The organism is Leptospira kirschneri serovar Cynopteri str. 3522 CT, from assembly GCF_000243695.2.
GTDB lineage: Bacteria > Spirochaetota > Leptospiria > Leptospirales > Leptospiraceae > Leptospira > Leptospira kirschneri.
The window spans coordinates 613,172-629,844 of record NZ_AHMN02000005.1 but is presented as its reverse complement, the minus strand read 5'-3'; the positions used below and the strand labels follow the sequence as shown (position 1 = coordinate 629,844).

Sequence of the window (16,673 nt, the reverse complement as noted above, 5' to 3'; positions counted from 1 at the left end):
AAAACAGCAGGGGACGAAATTGGTTTCGACTGTTGTTGCCAGGGATTATGTGGCGTGTAGAGGTTGTAGGCTCCTCTCAAAACCTTCAAACAATAACCGCTAATAACGAATTAGCTTTAGCAGCTTAATCTCTGCTACGGAACTTTAGTTTTTTCTCTCGAATTCTAAATGTTCTGACACTGATCGGGAGGCGATTCTTTTGGTTTTCGGTTCCTAAAAGAGTTTGTATCTGAGCCGAATAGGAAAGAGAATCCTGTCTGAGGGTGAACCTCTTTCCGAAATTTTATACACAGACTACACACGTAGAGGCTGATCTGGGGCGCAATAGGACGCGGGTTCGAACCCCGCCGTCTCCAAAGTTTATCATTTATATCCGATAATCAATTTTGAATTTATAGGATTGTTCTCAATTCTGAAGTCTATTCTCCAAATTGGTTATTTTAACCTAAGTTTGACTTTTGCAGAAATGTAGGAGTTCTTACAGATGGGTGTCTATTCCGAAATGTATGTTTTTTTTGAGGAAGGTTCTACATTCTAATTTTTAAACGTTTTATTTTTATATTTTTTCGAAGTAAAAAATATAAAATTTTAATTTGATTTAAAATGAGTTCGACGTAAGAAATTCATTTTTCTGAAAAAATTAGAATCTGAACTTTATAGATTGGTTCCTAAAATGTGGGAACTACTGCAAATCACGATTTTACGAATAAATTCTAAAAATGTAAGAACTCATACTTTTAGAAAATTTTTTCTCATTTTCTTACGCTGAACTCATGTTGGTTCATAAAAAGAAATATTCTAATTTTATAATTTATTATGAACAAATTGATTTTAAAAAAAATAGGAATTCACTATATTTTTTTCAACTTTTAGGAAAAATCTTTTATGATGAAAACTGTTTTTCTTTTAAAAATCTGGGAAGGTGACTGTGGAAACTAAAATTGCGATTTATTCAGACGTTGTTTGTCCTTGGTGTTATATCGGAAAAAAAAGATTAGAAGATGCAATATCAATTCGGAAAAAGTCACACCCTGATGATAAGATCGAAATAGAATGGAGGGCTTTTCAACTCAATCCGGATTTGGCTCCGGAAGGAGAAGATAGAATACTTCATATGACTCGAAAATTTGGATCTATGGATCGTGTTAAAATGATGGTTCAAAGAGTTGCCGATATTGCCAATTCAGAAAACCTTCCTTTTTTGTCGGAACAAGAAGGACATCAACCAAACACCTTTTTATTACACGCATTGATTCGAAAGGCGAAAGAATATAGAAAAGATTCAATTCTTTCGGAAATCTTTTTTAGAAAATTTTTTGCCGAAGGTAAAAATCTTTCAGACACAAATATAATTTTGGAAAGTTTACGGGAAGCGGGAATACAAGAGGATAATCTTTATTCCGTACAAAAGGACACGACCTTACTTCAGGAAGTTCGAGAAGAAGAACGAAAAGGTAGAGAACTAGGGGTTTCTGGAGTTCCATTTTTTGTGTTTAATGAAAAATACGCCGTTTCAGGCGCCCAAGAATCAAATCTTTTTTTGCAGATATTTGATCGATTGGAAGATGAAAATTCTTAATTTATTATATTTCAATTTTTGAATATTAAAAATAAAATAAAGGCTGTATGTTTTTATTGATGTAAATAAATTTCTTACGGTGAATTTTTGCTTATCATTTTCCTTGTTGTTATTTTATTCTAAATTTTTTTCACTCCATTAAAATTTCTGTATTTTTACTGATCTCTGACCAATTGAGTACCGTAAATTTTATTGCAAATCCCTATTTCAGAGAAAAATACTGGCTACTTAAAAATAAACAAGAAAGTTTTACAAATGCGTCTATTCTGAAATTAGATGTTTTTTTGAAGTAGATTTTATATTCTAGGTTTTGAAATAAAATTATAGTATCATTTTCATGGTGGGCTTTCTATTCTTTTTTACGAACTTCATTTTATAGATTTCTAATATTTTTGTTAGACGAATGTTACAGATTTTTATAAATAGACTATTGGAGTTGTTGGAAATTTCTTCTCCATTTGTTTTCGTTGTATTATTCATAACTATATAATAAAGTACCTAATATTTTGTATGGAATCAGTGTTTTGTGATAAAATTAACGGTACTCAATTTTGTAGAGATCAGTAAAATAGATTATGAAAGCAGTTTTGTGAATTGCCACTATGAAATTTTTCAGTAACTCTAATATAAATTTAAAAGTGAACTTCGTTTAACAAAAAATTACGGACATTCAATAGAATATGATAGTTCCGCGGAAGTCATTGTGTGATTTATAGCTTTTACTGAGAATTACATAACAAAATGTTCAATCCGCTAGTTTACACTTTAATCATGTGAACTCAGAGAAAGAAAATGTGAGCGAATCGTTCGCGAATTTTATAGATAGAAAGGGGAGCGGCCAAGTTTTTAATTCAGAGCTTCGCTTTTATGATTACTCGGGGAACTCAACAAATACTTCCTCGGTGTTTAGGATTTGGGACAAACTATAAATAAAATGAAAATTATATCGAAAACCATAGATTACAAATTCAAAATAGATTTTTAACTTTTGCGATAACCACCAAACAGCGATTTTGTGGAAAAATTGGATTAGACGATGATTCTTTTGGAATTTTGTAGATGTTTTCTTGAAAACATCTACAAAAGATCTTAATTTAAATATCTACCTTTCAAAAATAAATAATAAACTTTTCAGACGAAATGTAGTAAAAGTATTTTGATATAAAGTTAAAAAAGAGTCTGCGAAATTTTCCTTTCAGATTGGATTCTAGTTTCTATATCTTACTTAGAAAGAAATTTTGTATAATATGCAATACTCAATTTTCGGTCGGAAATTTTTAAAACAAACCGGAATCGGACAATTGATGGACGATTTAAGTAATCCTCCTCCGGGCTCTTGTTTATTGGGTGGAGGAAGTCCTGCTTTTATTCCGGAACTGATCGAAGTTTGGAGAGAGATCGTATCAAAACAAATCCAATCCGGAAGTATGGATAAAATTTTAGGAGGTTACGAATCCCCTTCTGGAATTTTAGAACTTAGAGAAACGATCGCTTCTATTTTATCGGATGAGTCCGGAACGAAAATTTCCAAAGACCAAATTGCAATTACGAACGGAAGTCAGAATGCTTTCTATTTCTTATTAAATTTTTTTTCCGGAAATTTCGGCAATGATCAAAGAAAAAAAATCCTTTTTCCCATTCTTCCGGAATACATCGGTTATACGGATCAAACCTTGGAGCCGGATTCTTTTTTATCTTTTGCGCCTGAAATTCGGGAAATAGAAGATCGATATTATAAATACTTTATATCTTTGGAAAATTTCGATTTCATTCCAAGTTGGAAAAAGGAGGCGGGTTGTATTTGCGTTTCTAGACCGACAAATCCAACTGGCAATGTAATTACAGATCAAGAACTTGAATTTTTAATTGAAAGAGCAAATAACGTAGGAATTCCTTTATTGGTCGACAACGCTTACGGATTTCCATTTCCCAAAGTTGTTTTTGGAAAAAGTTCTTTCATTCATAGACCTGGAATGATTCAGGGTTTTAGTCTTTCTAAGTTGGGTCTTCCCGGAGTTCGAACTGGTTTTGTAGTGGGCGATTCAGAAACAATTACTTTGTTGCATAGAGCCAATTCGGTTATCAATTTGACGAGCGCTAATCCGGGGCAATTTATCGCATTGGATCTTTTTCGCTCAGGACGTTGGAAAGAGTTATGTGAAAAAACAATCTTACCTTTTTATCTAAAAAAATCGATTTTTACTCAGGAAACGATTCTAAACAATTGGAGTTCTAGGATTGACTATAAAATTCATCAAAGTGAAGGCGCTTTTTTTCTTTGGGTTTGGGTTAGGAATTTATCTCTGTCCGTTAGTGATCTTTATCCGATTCTAAAGGAAGCAGGAGTTATTGTCGTTCCAGGTAAAACTTTTTTTCCAGGAGCAGACTCAAATTGGTCTCATAGAGAAGAATGTTTTCGATTGAGTTTTTCTAGAGAAGATAAAGAGATTGAAGAAGGAATTTTGAGAATCGGAAGGGTATTGGAAAAATTTTTGAAATAAATGTTTTATCCAGTTATTTAGTGGAATACTGGACAAGTAAAAATGTTCAATTAAAAAGAATCGTACTGTAGAATTGATAGGAAATATGGAAAGCACTGAACAGGACATAAGCTTTGAAGAACTGGCGGCGAGTAAACCGACGGAAATTCAGTCTCTTACACCCGATTATATTTTTCTAAACGAAGGAGCAGTTGGCTTGTCTGCAACTGCACGTTGTATTTTAGACGAACTTAGAGATTGGCATAAAAAAACTGAGAAACACGGTTCTAAAAGTATTCATCCTTCTTATTTACTTACCCTAGATAAACTCTCCGATCTTTTAAATAAATATAGGAATTTAAGCGAACAAGCAAAGTCTCCTCTTAGTGTTGACCTCGCCTTACGACAATTAGTTGATTATGAAAAAAAAGGGAAAAATAAATCTGCTTATATTTATCCTTTCTTAGTTCGTAATGGTGCAAAAATTCAGGCTAGAATTGCAATTGCAAGTCCTCAAAAAGAAACCAAAACGGATGTAAATCCTTATCGAGTCGCTTGTTTTGAATTTTCGGAAGAAATGATCGATCTCATTTTACAGAATCGAGCTAAAAAACCGAAACTTCCCGACGAGGATAATCCCGGAGCTTTTTTACTTCATAAAAACAAGGCAGGAAAAAATTGGCTCTTTCCTAAGTTGGCTTCGCTCGAAGCTGAATTTTCTACACTTTTAAAGAAGGGATTTCAACCTTACGGTTATATTCCAATGACAGATTTTCTACGAGATTTTCTAACTTATGCAAATAAGAAGAATTACGTAATGAAAATTCTTCCAGATTATCATATCATTTTAGATGATCTTCAGTTAAATCCAGATGGTTCTTACGTAAATCAACCAGAAGTGATAGCACATTATCGTTGTCAGGTGGACGCTCTTGAAAAATTTGCGATTCCTTATTTAAAAGAACTGAGTGAAAGAGCAGGTTACGGTCTTTTTGGAACTAGAATTATAGAGTTTGAACAAACTCATATTCAGATGGTGGAACCTGGAAGAAAACAAAACTCAGAAAAAGTAAAAGCTTTGATTTCGCTTATCAATGATTATCCATTCGATCGTGAAACCGATGAGCTTGGTAAAAAAGTATCTGAGACCTGTAGGCTTTCTATTCAAATCATTTCTAGATTGATGGAAGAAAAAGAAAAACTCTCTCAAAGAAAAGAGGAAAGTGTATTTAAATCTTTAAAATTAAAAATTATTCATAAAATTTCAGAGAATACAGTTGAAGAACAGACTTTATATCGTTTTTCTCCGGAACAAAAATTGAAATCCTCAGGTTTATCTGACGAAACACGTTATCCTTCATTGATTGAGGAATTGAAAAAGGAGATTTCCGATCAATACGGAATGAAAGTAATCGAAAAACCGGATCAAACTTCCGAGATATATGCGGTTGATCCAGGTTATATGGCTGCTGTACTACATAAGTTGAGTAGTTTAGCGACTAAGAATGTCGCTTATCAAAAAGAATTGGAAATAGCAAAAGAGATCAATGCGAGTTTGAGTAATCCGAAACATCCCGGACTAAACGCAAAAATAAAGGCGGAACACATTGTAAAGCTCCAACAAGGAATTCAGACAATGGAGCAGTTGGAAGTAGAAAAACAACGTTCTCGAGAATTTGCAAAAAAATTCAATCTTCCGATGGGGATGTTGGGTTTTGTAGCGAGTATGATCTTATTTTTAATTGCATCCGTACATTTTAAAACTACTGGAATTTTGTTCGTGGGAATTCCGGTCAGTTTGTTTTTAGGACTGATGATCGCATTTCATTTTAGGGATAAAGAAAAAGCTGATATTCTTTCCGGTGGAAGTTCCGGCTCTTCTCTTGGATCTGGCTTTAAAGGAGAATATGGAGCCATGTCTTCTTCCAATGATTATGATGCTGGAGAAGATTCTGAAGATGAACGTTATCAATCTTCCAAGGGAGAAACTCCGAAAGAAAAGAAAGTGAGTTTAATCGCAAAGGGAGCAGAACGATTTGTTTTTCCAAGTCGATTTACTAAGATTACGGATAAAATTCACGATTCCCGTTCTTTACGTAAAAAGATTTTCGAAAATTTAGATAATATTCGAAACAACGTAGCACATCTTAAAGGCGAAAAAGACGACGACAAGGTTGCTTCTACGGTTGAATACGCACTTTTACAGAATTCAGCTACGATTATAATTCCAGATGATATAGTTCCGCAAGGAATGCCCGGTTCTATCATTTTAAGTCATAATGATTTAAAAGCTCCTTTGATTCGGGATCAGATTGCAGAGTTCCTTAGAAACGAGGCCCAAAAGAAACAATATGATAAGAAACTCGTTAAATATTATACTTTTCTAATTAATACGATCGAAGTGGAGTATTATAAATATCTACCCAGTCGTAAGAAAAAGTAAAAATACAGTTAAATATTATATCTTAATGTGAGTTCGACTTTGGCGGCTCCCGCCAAAATGTTGTGAAAGTAAATTTGACAGTAACAGGCGGGACCGGGCTCTCCGCTCTGGTCAATAAAATATATAAAGGAAATGTTATATAATTTATAGCTTTTGATTTCAATTTATTGACCTCGCATCGATCCCTGCCGCGGCGATTTTAAACGTTTGTTCACTGAGTTTATGAAGTGAACAAATCTAGAGCGACCGTGATAACCCAGATGCTGAGTTACTTTCACAGACCTTCTTGATTCAAACACCGTTCAAAATACACACTTATCTACGGATTACGGAGGATGAATGCTCGCCTTTGTATTGGTTATACTGAACTCACGTTATCTTGGTTTGCCCACTCGAAATTACTAATTCAACCCATAAACTGAGAAGGTTTTGGATCAAAAATGTACGTTTTTCAAGTGTTCCGACAAGAAACATATTTTTTACTTGCAAAAAGTATGTTTTTCTGATAGAGAAAAATCTTTCAAATTTTTCCACCACCCAAAACGCGGATACATAGCAGACGTTGCATTGAGTTTTTATTCGCCTCGGTTTTCTTGCGTCGAACTCATATTATATTAGGGAAGTATAATTATTTAATATAGGATTGTTATAACTCCTATTATTTCGATATTAGAGTTGTTGAAAAATTCCATAGTGAAGATTCGTAAAATTGCTTCAATTGTCCATTCAATCCAATATAAACAGATCAAGAATTAATTTTTCAACAACTCTATGGATCATCTGGAATTCTAAGCGGAAAAACATTAAACCAAGAAAATTTTTAAAAAGAATTTAAACTTTTTTGTTAAATTTAGATTGACCATAGAAATCAGTACGAGATGCTGGCTTCAAGATTCCCGGTGACTATAGAGAGAGGGCCACACCCGTTCCCATCCCGAACACGGAAGTTAAGCCTCTCATCGCTGATGGTACTATGTGGTTCGCTGCATGGGAGAGTAGGACGTTGCCGGGTTTTTTGTTTTTAGGCGAAGGACTTGATTCAAATAAATTCTCTTTCGTTCGGGTATTTTCTTTTCCCTAAAATCCCAAAGAATAAATTCCCGAAGAAGGCAATTCGCTCCAATTTTGGACGTGAAATGGTTGACTCAAACCTTTTTCAGTAAGTTTCTGTATGGGAAATATTCTTTTTCCTAAAAAACGTAATCATTAATGCCAATCAGGGATAAATATGAAAAGAAATTACCAGCCCAGCCGAGTTAAAAGAGCGAGAACACACGGATTTCGCGCCAGAATGGCTACTGCCGGAGGAAGAAAAGTTCTTTCTCGCAGAAGAAAAAAGGGCAGATATAAATTGACCGTATCCGACGAAAAACTCGGTAAAAAATACTAAGAACGAATCATCGAAGAGACATTAAAATCCAGAAAGGAGATTCAATTTCTTTTTAAGACTGGAAAGAGAGTCTCCAGTTTCCCGATTGTTCTGGTATATCTTCCTAATTCCTTCTCAAAAAATCGTTTTCTTTACTGTCCGGAAAGGGCTGTAAAAACTGCGGTTCAAAGAAACCGAATGAAAAGAAAGCTTAGAGCAATTATACACGAAGAAGAGAAAAATTTTTCAAAAGGCTTTGATATAGCAATATTAGCCAAAAAAGAAATTTTGGATCTGAACCATAGGGAACTGGTTAAGATTCTGGTCTCTCTGATCAATCGAATCCGATGAACCGATTTGTAATCCAACTGATTCAATTGTATAAAAGGTTACTCTCTCCGTTATTGCCCCCTGCCTGTCGTTTTACACCTACTTGTTCCGAATATGCCGCTCAAGCGTTTCAAGAATACGGATTTTTCCGCGCTATGCAGCTCAGTATTTGGAGAATTTTGAGATGCAATCCTCTTTCTAGGGGGTTTGACGATCCGTTACCACCAAACACTAAAGGATGAAACTGATTTATGGAAGATAGACAAAGTAGATTGTTTTTAGCTTTGATTCTCAGTATGGGAATTTGGATGGGAGTGAATTATTTTTTCTTCCCTAATACATCCACAAAAAAAAATCCCGAAACAAAACAGACTCAACCCGATAAAACGTCCGAAAATACGAAACAACAAATCACTTCTGGAAAAACAAAAGAATCCAATTCAATCGATCCTGTTGTTCAGAAAGAAAAAATAACTCCTTCCGATACGAAAAAAAGTTTTGTCGTAACAGATTCTTATATAGTCGAATTTTCATCGTTAGGCGGAAAAATTTCCAAATTTTACATGAAAGATTTTACGGGTCCTAACGGAGAACTCATTCAAGTTGCTCGTAAAAATCCCGAAACGGTTGTTGTAGATGGTAAAAGTTATCAAGCGGTGGAGTTATCCAGAGATAAAGGATTTGATTTCAATTTTTCGGATTCTCTTGTAGAAATTTCTGATTCACCTTGGAACTATATTCAATTTTCCTTAACTGAAGATAAAATAAATCATTCCGTTTCTTTCTCGGCAATTTCTCCCGATAGAAGTTATCAACTGAAAAAAGAATTTCGTTTTTATCCGAATGAAAATTATTTTAAACTTTCCATTTCCATCGTGAATCTTTCGAACGAGAAACTTTCTTTCGCTTCTCAAAAAAATATTCGATATTTGAGAACCTTTGGAAGTCTCGGGCCTTATCCAAAAGATAGGCCTTTGACTGATAGAGATACTGCGAATTTTTTTCGTTTTTATCATTTAGGCGGTTCTTTTCAAGATACGTTAGACGGAAGTTCCTCCGTTGGTTTTTGGTCTTCAGTCGGCAATTTTTTTACCGGAAATTCCGGAACCGACGAATCTTTTAGCATTAAAACAGATAAAGAATCCGGAGTGGATTTTGCAGGAACCGGCTCTCGCTATTTTATTGCCGTAGCTGATCCTCTTGATCATAAACCGCAAGGAATCGTTTTAGATAATAGACCTAAAAACGAAAGCGGAGCTGTTTTACTATATGATAATATTCTTTTGAGTCCTGGTGAAAGATATAATCTAGACTTTGCATCCTATGTAGGTATTAGAGAAAGTGAAGGTATGGCTTTTAAAAATCCGGAGTTGGATCCGAGCCAAGCTAAAAATAGTCCTTTTGTTGGTTTAAGTTCTGACTTAAATAAATCCTTCAATCAAGGTATTACTACTCCTTTCCGAAATGGAATCATTTGGATTTTAAAACAAATCTACCGTTTTACGATTCCAAATTATGGTTGGAGCATCATTATTTTTGCGATCCTTTTCAAACTCGTTTTTTATCCGTTAAACCAGAAACAAGCGGATAGTATGAAAAAGATGCAAGAGCTTAGTCCGCAACTGAAAACGATCAACGAAAAGTTCGCCAATGATCCTAAGATGCGTCAGCAAAAAACGATGGAACTTTATAAGAAGAATAACGTAAATCCAGTTGGCGGTTGTCTTCCTATGGTGATTCAAATTCCGATTTTTATAGCACTTTACACTGCTTTTTCTGATACAATAGATCTTTGGAATTCACCGTTTTTATGGGTCAAGGATCTCAGCGAACCGGACGTAATCTGGACTTCTCCCGCGATTCCTTACTTTACTCAAACGGGAATCGGTTTAAACCTTCTCGCTCTTTTGATGGTGGGGACGCAGGTCTTTCAAACGAGAATGACTTCTGTATCTATGGACCCAAATCAGAAAATGCTAATGTACGTGATGCCGGTTATGATGCTTTATATTTTCTGGAACATGCCTTCCGGAGTTACTCTTTATTGGACTTTTCAGAACGTTCTCTCCATTGGTCAACAGTGGATCACAAATCATCTAAAAAAAACCGAAGAAAAGAAAAAGGCGAAAGTTTAACCGCAACGAACTCATTATCGAGGATATACACATGGAAAATTACATCTTTGAAGCCGAGGCTAAATCTAAGTCCGAGGCCGAAGAGTACACTCTCAAAACTCTCCGATTAAACTCGGACGAGGTTCGTTTTGAAACCGTAGATTCCGGAAAAGGAGGTTTTTTCGGAATCTCTCAAAAAAAGCCGGCTATCGTTCGAGCTTACGTTACTTCTAGAGATCTTCCCGCTGAAAAAATCATTCATGGGGTCGTTCTTACCGTTTTGAAAAAGATGGGGATTGAAGCGGAAGTGGTCGGTATGGGCGACGTGGACGGAAAAATTTACGTCGAAGTTGCAAGTAAAGAATCCGGGCTCGTGATCGGAAAAAGAGGATCTACGTTAGACGCAATTCAGTTTATCTTGAATTTGATGGTTGATTCCAAAATTAGGCACGGTAGAAAAATCGTTCTGGATATAGAATCTTACAGAGATAAAAGAGAACTTTCTTTGGTCCGTCTTGGAAAATCCGTTGCCGCGACTGTCGCTAAAACCGGCAAATCGAAATTGTTGGAACCGATGAACCCTTTTGAAAGAAGAATCATTCATATGGCTCTTCAAGAAAATGAAAAAGTTTTTACTAGATCAGAAGGAAACGGCACTTACAAAAAAGTAAGAATCATTCCGATGAAAGATAAACACAAATACAAAGACGTTGTCGAAAAAGGTCCAAACAACGACCTTCTCGAAGAAGTGAACTTTGAATGATACGATAGCCGCTGTATCCACTCCTTCCGGTGCCGGAGCAATCGGAATCATCCGAATGTCCGGTCCGGAAGCGCTTACGATTTCCTCTTCTTTTCTTTTTTCGAAAAATAAATTTCTCTCCCCCTCCGAAATTCTACCTAGAACGGCGATTCAATGCGTTTTTCAAATCGGTGATCGAAAAGTAGATCAAATATTATTCTTTTATTTTAAGGCTCCAAATTCTTATACGGGAGAGGAGCTTTGCGAGTTTCACTTTCACGGAAATCCAATTTTGTTAAGAGAAGCGTTAGACGCCATCTTTAGAGCGGGCGCTCGTCCTGCAAAACAAGGTGAATTTTCTCGTAGAGCATTCTTAAACGAGAAGTTGGATTTGACCGAAGCGGAAGCGATCGGTAGACTTATTTCTGCGCGTTCCCGTTTTGAATTGGAACTTGCACAAAAAAACGTTTTTGGAGAAGTTTCCCGTTTTACTTCTAATCTGAGAAGTCAATTGATTTCCCTCAAAGCTGAATGTGAAGCTGAGATTGATTTTTCCACGGAAGATCTCACGTATGAATCCTTGGAAGAAAGAAAGACTCGTATCGAAAATATAAAGTCTCTTTGTCAAACCGTGATTTCAAAATCTGATTCTGCGGAAAAGTTAATCCAACAATTTAGAATCGTTCTCTATGGAGAACCAAACACTGGTAAGTCTAGTCTGATGAATGTTCTTCTTGGCAGGGAACGTTCTATCATTTCTGAAATTCCTGGAACGACCCGGGATTATATCAGTGAAGAAATTCTTCTCGAAGGAATTCCTGTTCGACTTGTGGACACCGCTGGTGTTCGAGAAACTACAGATCATATCGAAAAACTAGGAATCGAAAGAAGTGAAAAAGAATTTCAATCTGCTGATATTCGGCTTTTCCTCGTAGACGTTTCTAAAAAAGAAAATTGGAAAGAATTTATTAGTAAATCTAGGGAAAGGTTAGAAGGTTCTATTCTTGTCGCAAATAAAATTGATATTCTAGATTCTTCCTGGAACCGAAACTTATTTTCAGACATAAAAGATTTAATCGTACTCGAAATTTCCTGCAAAACCAAAGAAGGAATTTTAAAGCTTTTAGATACGATCAAGGAAAGGACGGGCAGGTTGGGTCATTCCGAGGATTATGTCCTTTTAGAAGAACGCCAAAGGTATCATTTCGAAACCATCATTAAATGTCTTGATAAAACCCTCTGTCTGATTGAAGAAGGGACTCCCGCAGAAATTTATATTCAAGAAATCAATTATGCTCTTGTCGAAATCGGAGAGGTCAACGGCAGAGTGGATACGGAAGAGGTTCTCGGGAGAATCTTCAGTAAGTTCTGCGTTGGTAAATGAAATTTTATCGTCGCAAGGTTGAATTTGAAAAACATGGGAAAAATCTATGAGGGAAAAATCGTTACAATATCACGCGCTTCATCCTAAGGGAAAAATTGAAGTAGTTCCTACAAAACCTACTCAAGATTCTTACGATCTTTCCCTCGCTTATTCTCCCGGTGTCGCTTATCCTTGTTTAGAGATTAAGGATTCTCCTGAGCTCGTTTATGAATATACGAACAAAGGAAATCTTGTTGGGATCATAACAAACGGAACCGCAATTTTAGGATTAGGTGATATAGGTGCTCTTGCCGGTAAACCGGTTATGGAAGGAAAGGCGGTTCTTTTTAAAAAGTTTGCGGGGATAGACGTATTTGATATAGAGATCAATACAAAAGACCCGGATGAATTTATTCGTGCGGTGAAACTTCTGGAGCCAACTTTTGGCGGTATCAATTTAGAAGATATTAAAGCTCCTGAAAGTTTTTATATTGAAGAACAACTTATCGAAAAGATGAACATTCCTGTTTTTCACGATGATCAACACGGAACCGCGATCATCACGGTTGCAGGTTTATTGAATTCGTTTGAACTTACGGGTAAAAATCCAGGTGATGTTAAAGTAGTGATTTGTGGGGCGGGTGCCGCGGGAATTGCAATCGCAGAACTCATTCAACATATAGGAATTAAAAAAGAGCAGATCTTTCTGGTCGATACTAAGGGTGTGATTCATCACAATAGAAACGATCTAAACGATTCTAAAAAAAAGTATATTCAAAAAACGGATTCTACCACTCTCAGAGACGTGATGAAAGGTTCCGATATTTTTATCGGCGTTTCCGTCGAGAATATGGTAGATGAAGATATGGTTCGTTCTATGTCTAAAAATCCAGTGATCTTTGCTCTTGCAAACCCTGATCCCGAAATCCAATATCATGTTGCAAAAGCGGTCCGTTCCGATTTAATTATGGGAACTGGAAGAAGTGATAATCCAAATCAGGTGAATAACGTATTAGGATTTCCTTTTATTTTTAGAGGTGCTCTGGATGTTAGAGCGCGCCATATTACTTTAGAGATGAAACTTGCGGCCGCTCGTTCTTTGGCGGAGTTGGCTCGTTTGGAAGTCCCTGAATTGGTCAGCAAGGCTTATGGCGGAGAGAAGTTTACGTTTGGCCCGGAATATCTGATTCCAAAACCCTTTGATAAACGAGTTTTATTTCATGTGGCTCCGGCGGTTGCTGAGGCTGCGGTTGCAAGTGGGTCTGCTCGTATTCCTTATTTGGGAAGAGATAAATATTTAGACTTCCTCGAAGGGATTATTAGAAATTAACATTGTCCGATTTTGTTTTAAGGGTGAATTAACAAATACACTTTTATTTAACTTACATTAATGCGAAAGGGATCGATGCGGGGTCGATAAATTGAAACTTAAGACGATAATTCGTATAACGTTCCTGTATACAATTTATTGACCAGAGCGAGAGCCCGGTCCGGCTGCCTATGGCAAGCCGGATTCGTCTAGATTTTCTTACGCCGAATTCATGTTAATGGAAGTGTGATCGTTCTACAAATCTCTTAACACTTTTGGTATGGATTTGAAATTGAAAGTGTAATTGAAAACTAAACCTGGCCCATTCTATTCAAGTATATGATCGATGGTTCGAGTTATGTTATCGTTGTAACCGAGTTTCAAGTATTAGACAGTTTTCAAAAAAAGTTTTTTAAATCATAAAGAATACGTCCTAAGAAATGAAGTTTTACCTGGATTTTTTGTATTCATTAGATTAAAACGTTCGATAAATCTTCTTTCTGGAAAAGATTCTCAGTTATTCCCAAAAAGGTCCCGATATTTATAAAAAGTTTCAAAACCTTAGAATATGGAACTTCCACAAAAACTATCGATATAAAATTTGTGAAAGAAACTGATCTATGAAAGCTTCCGCGTTTTTAAGAATGTAAAAACAATTGTGCTTAGGGTTTCTTATGGAATGGATTTCAATTTTTCAAGAATGAAAAATCTTACTTTCAAACAAAGAGTAATCGACTTTTCTAATTTTCTACAGTCCCTTAATGATATGGGCGCGGTGGGTTATGTCCAAATCTGAAAATCAAATCCCAACTCCTGAAACCTTCGTTTTAAGTTCGGAGGACACTCAGGATATGATCGGAGATCAAGAACTGAAAGTTCTGATGCTTCAATATAATCCGGGTGCGTTTAAAGATATAGATTTGATTGAAAAGGGGGTGGAAAATTATTTCTTATTCAATCAATCTCCGTTCGCACTTACTAAAATCGAACAACTACAACATCTTAAACTTAACGATCTTAAATTTTTAGAAGAAAGAAGGGGAATTCAATCCTACCAGTTTCTTCTATTTCAAAAAGAAATTAGAGAACTTCAAATCGCAAATGTAATCATTCGCCCCGCTTCTTTAAAGGCGGATCAAATCGTAAAGGTTAAACGTGGTTGTGTACTTCAAAGTGTGGCCGCAATTCTCGAAATGTTATACGCAAGGGATCAGTTTATCCTGAATATTTCTAAAAATTCGGAAGTGGAGGATTGGGTTCATCAGAATTATATCAACGTTGACGATAAAGGAATTCAGATCAATTTATCGGATTCTAAATTTTTGGAAAAGTCTATGCAAAATTTGGAATCCCTTTCTTTGGAATCTCTTTTAAGTCGATTGAAGGTTCGAGGTGATTTATTCAGTAATATCTTTCAAATTTTGAATCAAAAACCAGGCGAAATTTTAAATCAGCTTTCTCTTATAAAGGTAGAGCCCGAAGTTTTACCAGTTCTTGAAAAAAGAGGTTCTAGATCTCCTCTTTTACAATTACATCCTCGTTTTCATTTGTTTCAGCCTTCTTTTGAGGAACTTTTGAGTTTTAGACATACTTCCAAAGAAAAAAATGAACAAAACAAAAGTACAGAATTGGAAATCATATTTGATTTATTTAATGTAATTGCACGTAAGATTCTTCTTCAAATTCTTCCAGGCGAAGAATCTTCCTGGATAGAATTGACAGGACATTCTCAAGCTGAAAGATATTTACAGGAATTAAAAAAACATCCCGCTTTTACTTCCGGAAAAAGTTGGGCGGGTGGCGGAGATTTTATTAGATCTTACGAAGTATTACTTCAAACCGTAAGAACTTTAGAAAATCTTAAAAAAGAATCTTTGATCAATTTAATCACGGGAGAGAATTTAGTCCGTTTTAAAGAATCTAAAGAACCGATTCATTTTGATCTTTCTAATTTTGAAGTAGATGATGCGAGTATCAAAAGTGTTGGTATGAGTAGAACCGAATTGTTTCGTGAAGTTTTAGAACGAATTCGTTCCAGAGAAGACTTTCTCAAAAAAGAAAGAAAAGGTTCCGGAGGCGAAACCATTGGATTGATGATTTTGGCGAAGAGTATGATTGTTCGGGCATTTATAGAAGTTCGCCAGCGAAGAACTTCTATTCATAACTTGATTCGACAAAACGGATTTACGCGTGGAATTTATGAATTTTTAAAAGAGGTTTCCGACATAAAAGACGGTCAAGTTGCAGTGGACGAACAAATTCGTTTGAGTAAGGCGATCGCAGAATGGGAAGAAGATACCGAAAAAGAAAGAATCCGTTCTGAAAGGGCTTCTAAGTCGATTTTAGAAAGAATCATCGAATTCATTCTTAGTTTGTTCGGAATCAAAGTTGTTCCTAAAGAACGAGATTCTACAAACAAGGGTTCAGTTAAAAAGGATCTTAAAAATATAGAATTGGATCATTCTTCTCAAGAATCCTCCAAACCAAAAAAGAAAAAATCTCTCGGAGTCATCGTCGGCCCGAAAGAGAAAGAGTTGATGATTCCGTCTAGAGTTCAAAAGGCGATTGATTATGTGGATCGTAAAAACAACGGATTAATTTGGCTGGATGAAGTTGTGGTCGCAATTTCTTCTCCGGAATTCGGAAAAGACAAAGTGGCCGACCTTATATACTATGACCAGAAGCGGAGATATATGGAAATCAGGGCCATGAACCAGGTTCGACATGTTTTTATACGAAAAGAGTTGGAATCGGATTCTGCTTGGATCCAAACCACTCTGGATTATCTGGACAATGTTTCCGCTAAAAAACCAGAGTTTTCCGCGCTTGCGGATACTCTGAGGCGATTTCAAAACGAATAAGTTTTTAATAAATATTATATTATATTTTTATTAAATTCTAATATTTCGTTCGGAAAAATTTTATATTTCAATTAACATTTAAG

11 protein-coding genes, 1 rRNA gene and 1 other RNA gene are annotated in these 16,673 nt (G+C 35.8%); all 13 read left to right on the top strand.

Going from position 1 to position 16,673, the window contains the following annotated elements:
• Positions 1-9 precede the first annotated feature (9 nt).
• The 13 genes from ssrA to LEP1GSC049_RS217760 all read left to right on the top strand — a co-directional run bounded on the left by ssrA (position 10) and on the right by LEP1GSC049_RS217760 (position 16,590).
• Positions 10-357: a transfer-messenger RNA gene (ssrA, locus tag LEP1GSC049_RS2000000225960) on the top strand.
• A gap of 571 nt (positions 358-928) precedes the next feature.
• Positions 929-1,579 (top strand): DsbA family oxidoreductase, encoded by a 651-nt coding sequence (locus LEP1GSC049_RS217705; protein ID WP_004778257.1) that lies wholly within the window; start codon positions 929-931, stop codon positions 1,577-1,579.
• Between the two features lie 1,247 nt (positions 1,580-2,826).
• Positions 2,827-4,080, top strand: a complete 1,254-nt coding sequence (locus LEP1GSC049_RS217710; protein WP_004754215.1) for a valine--pyruvate transaminase — start codon at positions 2,827-2,829, stop codon at positions 4,078-4,080.
• A gap of 85 nt (positions 4,081-4,165) precedes the next feature.
• The gene (locus tag LEP1GSC049_RS217715) at positions 4,166-6,502 is read left to right on the top strand and encodes a hypothetical protein (RefSeq protein WP_004763378.1); all 2,337 of its coding nucleotides are present in this window, start codon (positions 4,166-4,168) and stop codon (positions 6,500-6,502) included.
• Between the two features lie 895 nt (positions 6,503-7,397).
• Positions 7,398-7,514: ribosomal RNA gene (gene rrf / locus LEP1GSC049_RS217720) — 5S ribosomal RNA — on the top strand.
• A gap of 216 nt (positions 7,515-7,730) precedes the next feature.
• Positions 7,731-7,892 (top strand): 50S ribosomal protein L34, encoded by a 162-nt coding sequence (gene rpmH / locus LEP1GSC049_RS217725; protein ID WP_000828326.1) that lies wholly within the window; start codon positions 7,731-7,733, stop codon positions 7,890-7,892.
• 6 nt (positions 7,893-7,898) lie between these two features.
• Entirely contained in the window at positions 7,899-8,222 is a 324-nt protein-coding gene (gene rnpA, locus LEP1GSC049_RS2000000225950) for a ribonuclease P protein component (RefSeq protein ID WP_306292221.1), read from the top strand.
• Entirely contained in the window at positions 8,219-8,443 is a 225-nt protein-coding gene (gene yidD, locus LEP1GSC049_RS217735; RefSeq protein ID WP_004759754.1) for a membrane protein insertion efficiency factor YidD, read from the top strand. Before rnpA ends, yidD begins: the two co-directional genes overlap by 4 nt.
• Before the next feature lie 9 nt (positions 8,444-8,452).
• Complete coding sequence (gene yidC, locus LEP1GSC049_RS217740) at positions 8,453-10,336, top strand: membrane protein insertase YidC (protein ID WP_004755110.1); 1,884 nt, start codon at positions 8,453-8,455, stop codon at positions 10,334-10,336.
• A gap of 31 nt (positions 10,337-10,367) precedes the next feature.
• Complete coding sequence (gene jag / locus LEP1GSC049_RS217745; protein WP_002148755.1) at positions 10,368-11,078, top strand: RNA-binding cell elongation regulator Jag/EloR; 711 nt, start codon at positions 10,368-10,370, stop codon at positions 11,076-11,078.
• Positions 11,071-12,441, top strand: a complete 1,371-nt coding sequence (mnmE, locus tag LEP1GSC049_RS217750) for a tRNA uridine-5-carboxymethylaminomethyl(34) synthesis GTPase MnmE (protein WP_004755317.1) — start codon at positions 11,071-11,073, stop codon at positions 12,439-12,441. Before jag ends, mnmE begins: the two co-directional genes overlap by 8 nt.
• A gap of 46 nt (positions 12,442-12,487) precedes the next feature.
• Positions 12,488-13,750, top strand: a complete 1,263-nt coding sequence (locus LEP1GSC049_RS217755; protein WP_004778237.1) for a malic enzyme-like NAD(P)-binding protein — start codon at positions 12,488-12,490, stop codon at positions 13,748-13,750.
• 761 nt (positions 13,751-14,511) lie between these two features.
• The gene (locus LEP1GSC049_RS217760; protein WP_004763326.1) at positions 14,512-16,590 is read left to right on the top strand and encodes a hypothetical protein; all 2,079 of its coding nucleotides are present in this window, start codon (positions 14,512-14,514) and stop codon (positions 16,588-16,590) included.
• Positions 16,591-16,673 lie beyond the last annotated feature (83 nt).

Bases quoted from the DNA above. Each gene is read 5' to 3' on its own strand.
- rpmH (WP_000828326.1), top strand. From the start codon at position 7,731: ATGAAAAGAAATTACCAGCCCAGCCGAGTTAAAAGAGCGAGAACACAC.
- yidD (WP_004759754.1), top strand. From the start codon at position 8,219: ATGAACCGATTTGTAATCCAACTGATTCAATTGTATAAAAGGTTACTC.
- LEP1GSC049_RS217755 (WP_004778237.1), top strand. From the start codon at position 12,488: ATGAGGGAAAAATCGTTACAATATCACGCGCTTCATCCTAAGGGAAAA.
- LEP1GSC049_RS217715 (WP_004763378.1), top strand. From the start codon at position 4,166: ATGGAAAGCACTGAACAGGACATAAGCTTTGAAGAACTGGCGGCGAGT.
- jag (WP_002148755.1), top strand. From the start codon at position 10,368: ATGGAAAATTACATCTTTGAAGCCGAGGCTAAATCTAAGTCCGAGGCC.
- yidC (WP_004755110.1), top strand. From the start codon at position 8,453: ATGGAAGATAGACAAAGTAGATTGTTTTTAGCTTTGATTCTCAGTATG.
- LEP1GSC049_RS217710 (WP_004754215.1), top strand. From the start codon at position 2,827: ATGCAATACTCAATTTTCGGTCGGAAATTTTTAAAACAAACCGGAATC.
- LEP1GSC049_RS217760 (WP_004763326.1), top strand. From the start codon at position 14,512: ATGTCCAAATCTGAAAATCAAATCCCAACTCCTGAAACCTTCGTTTTA.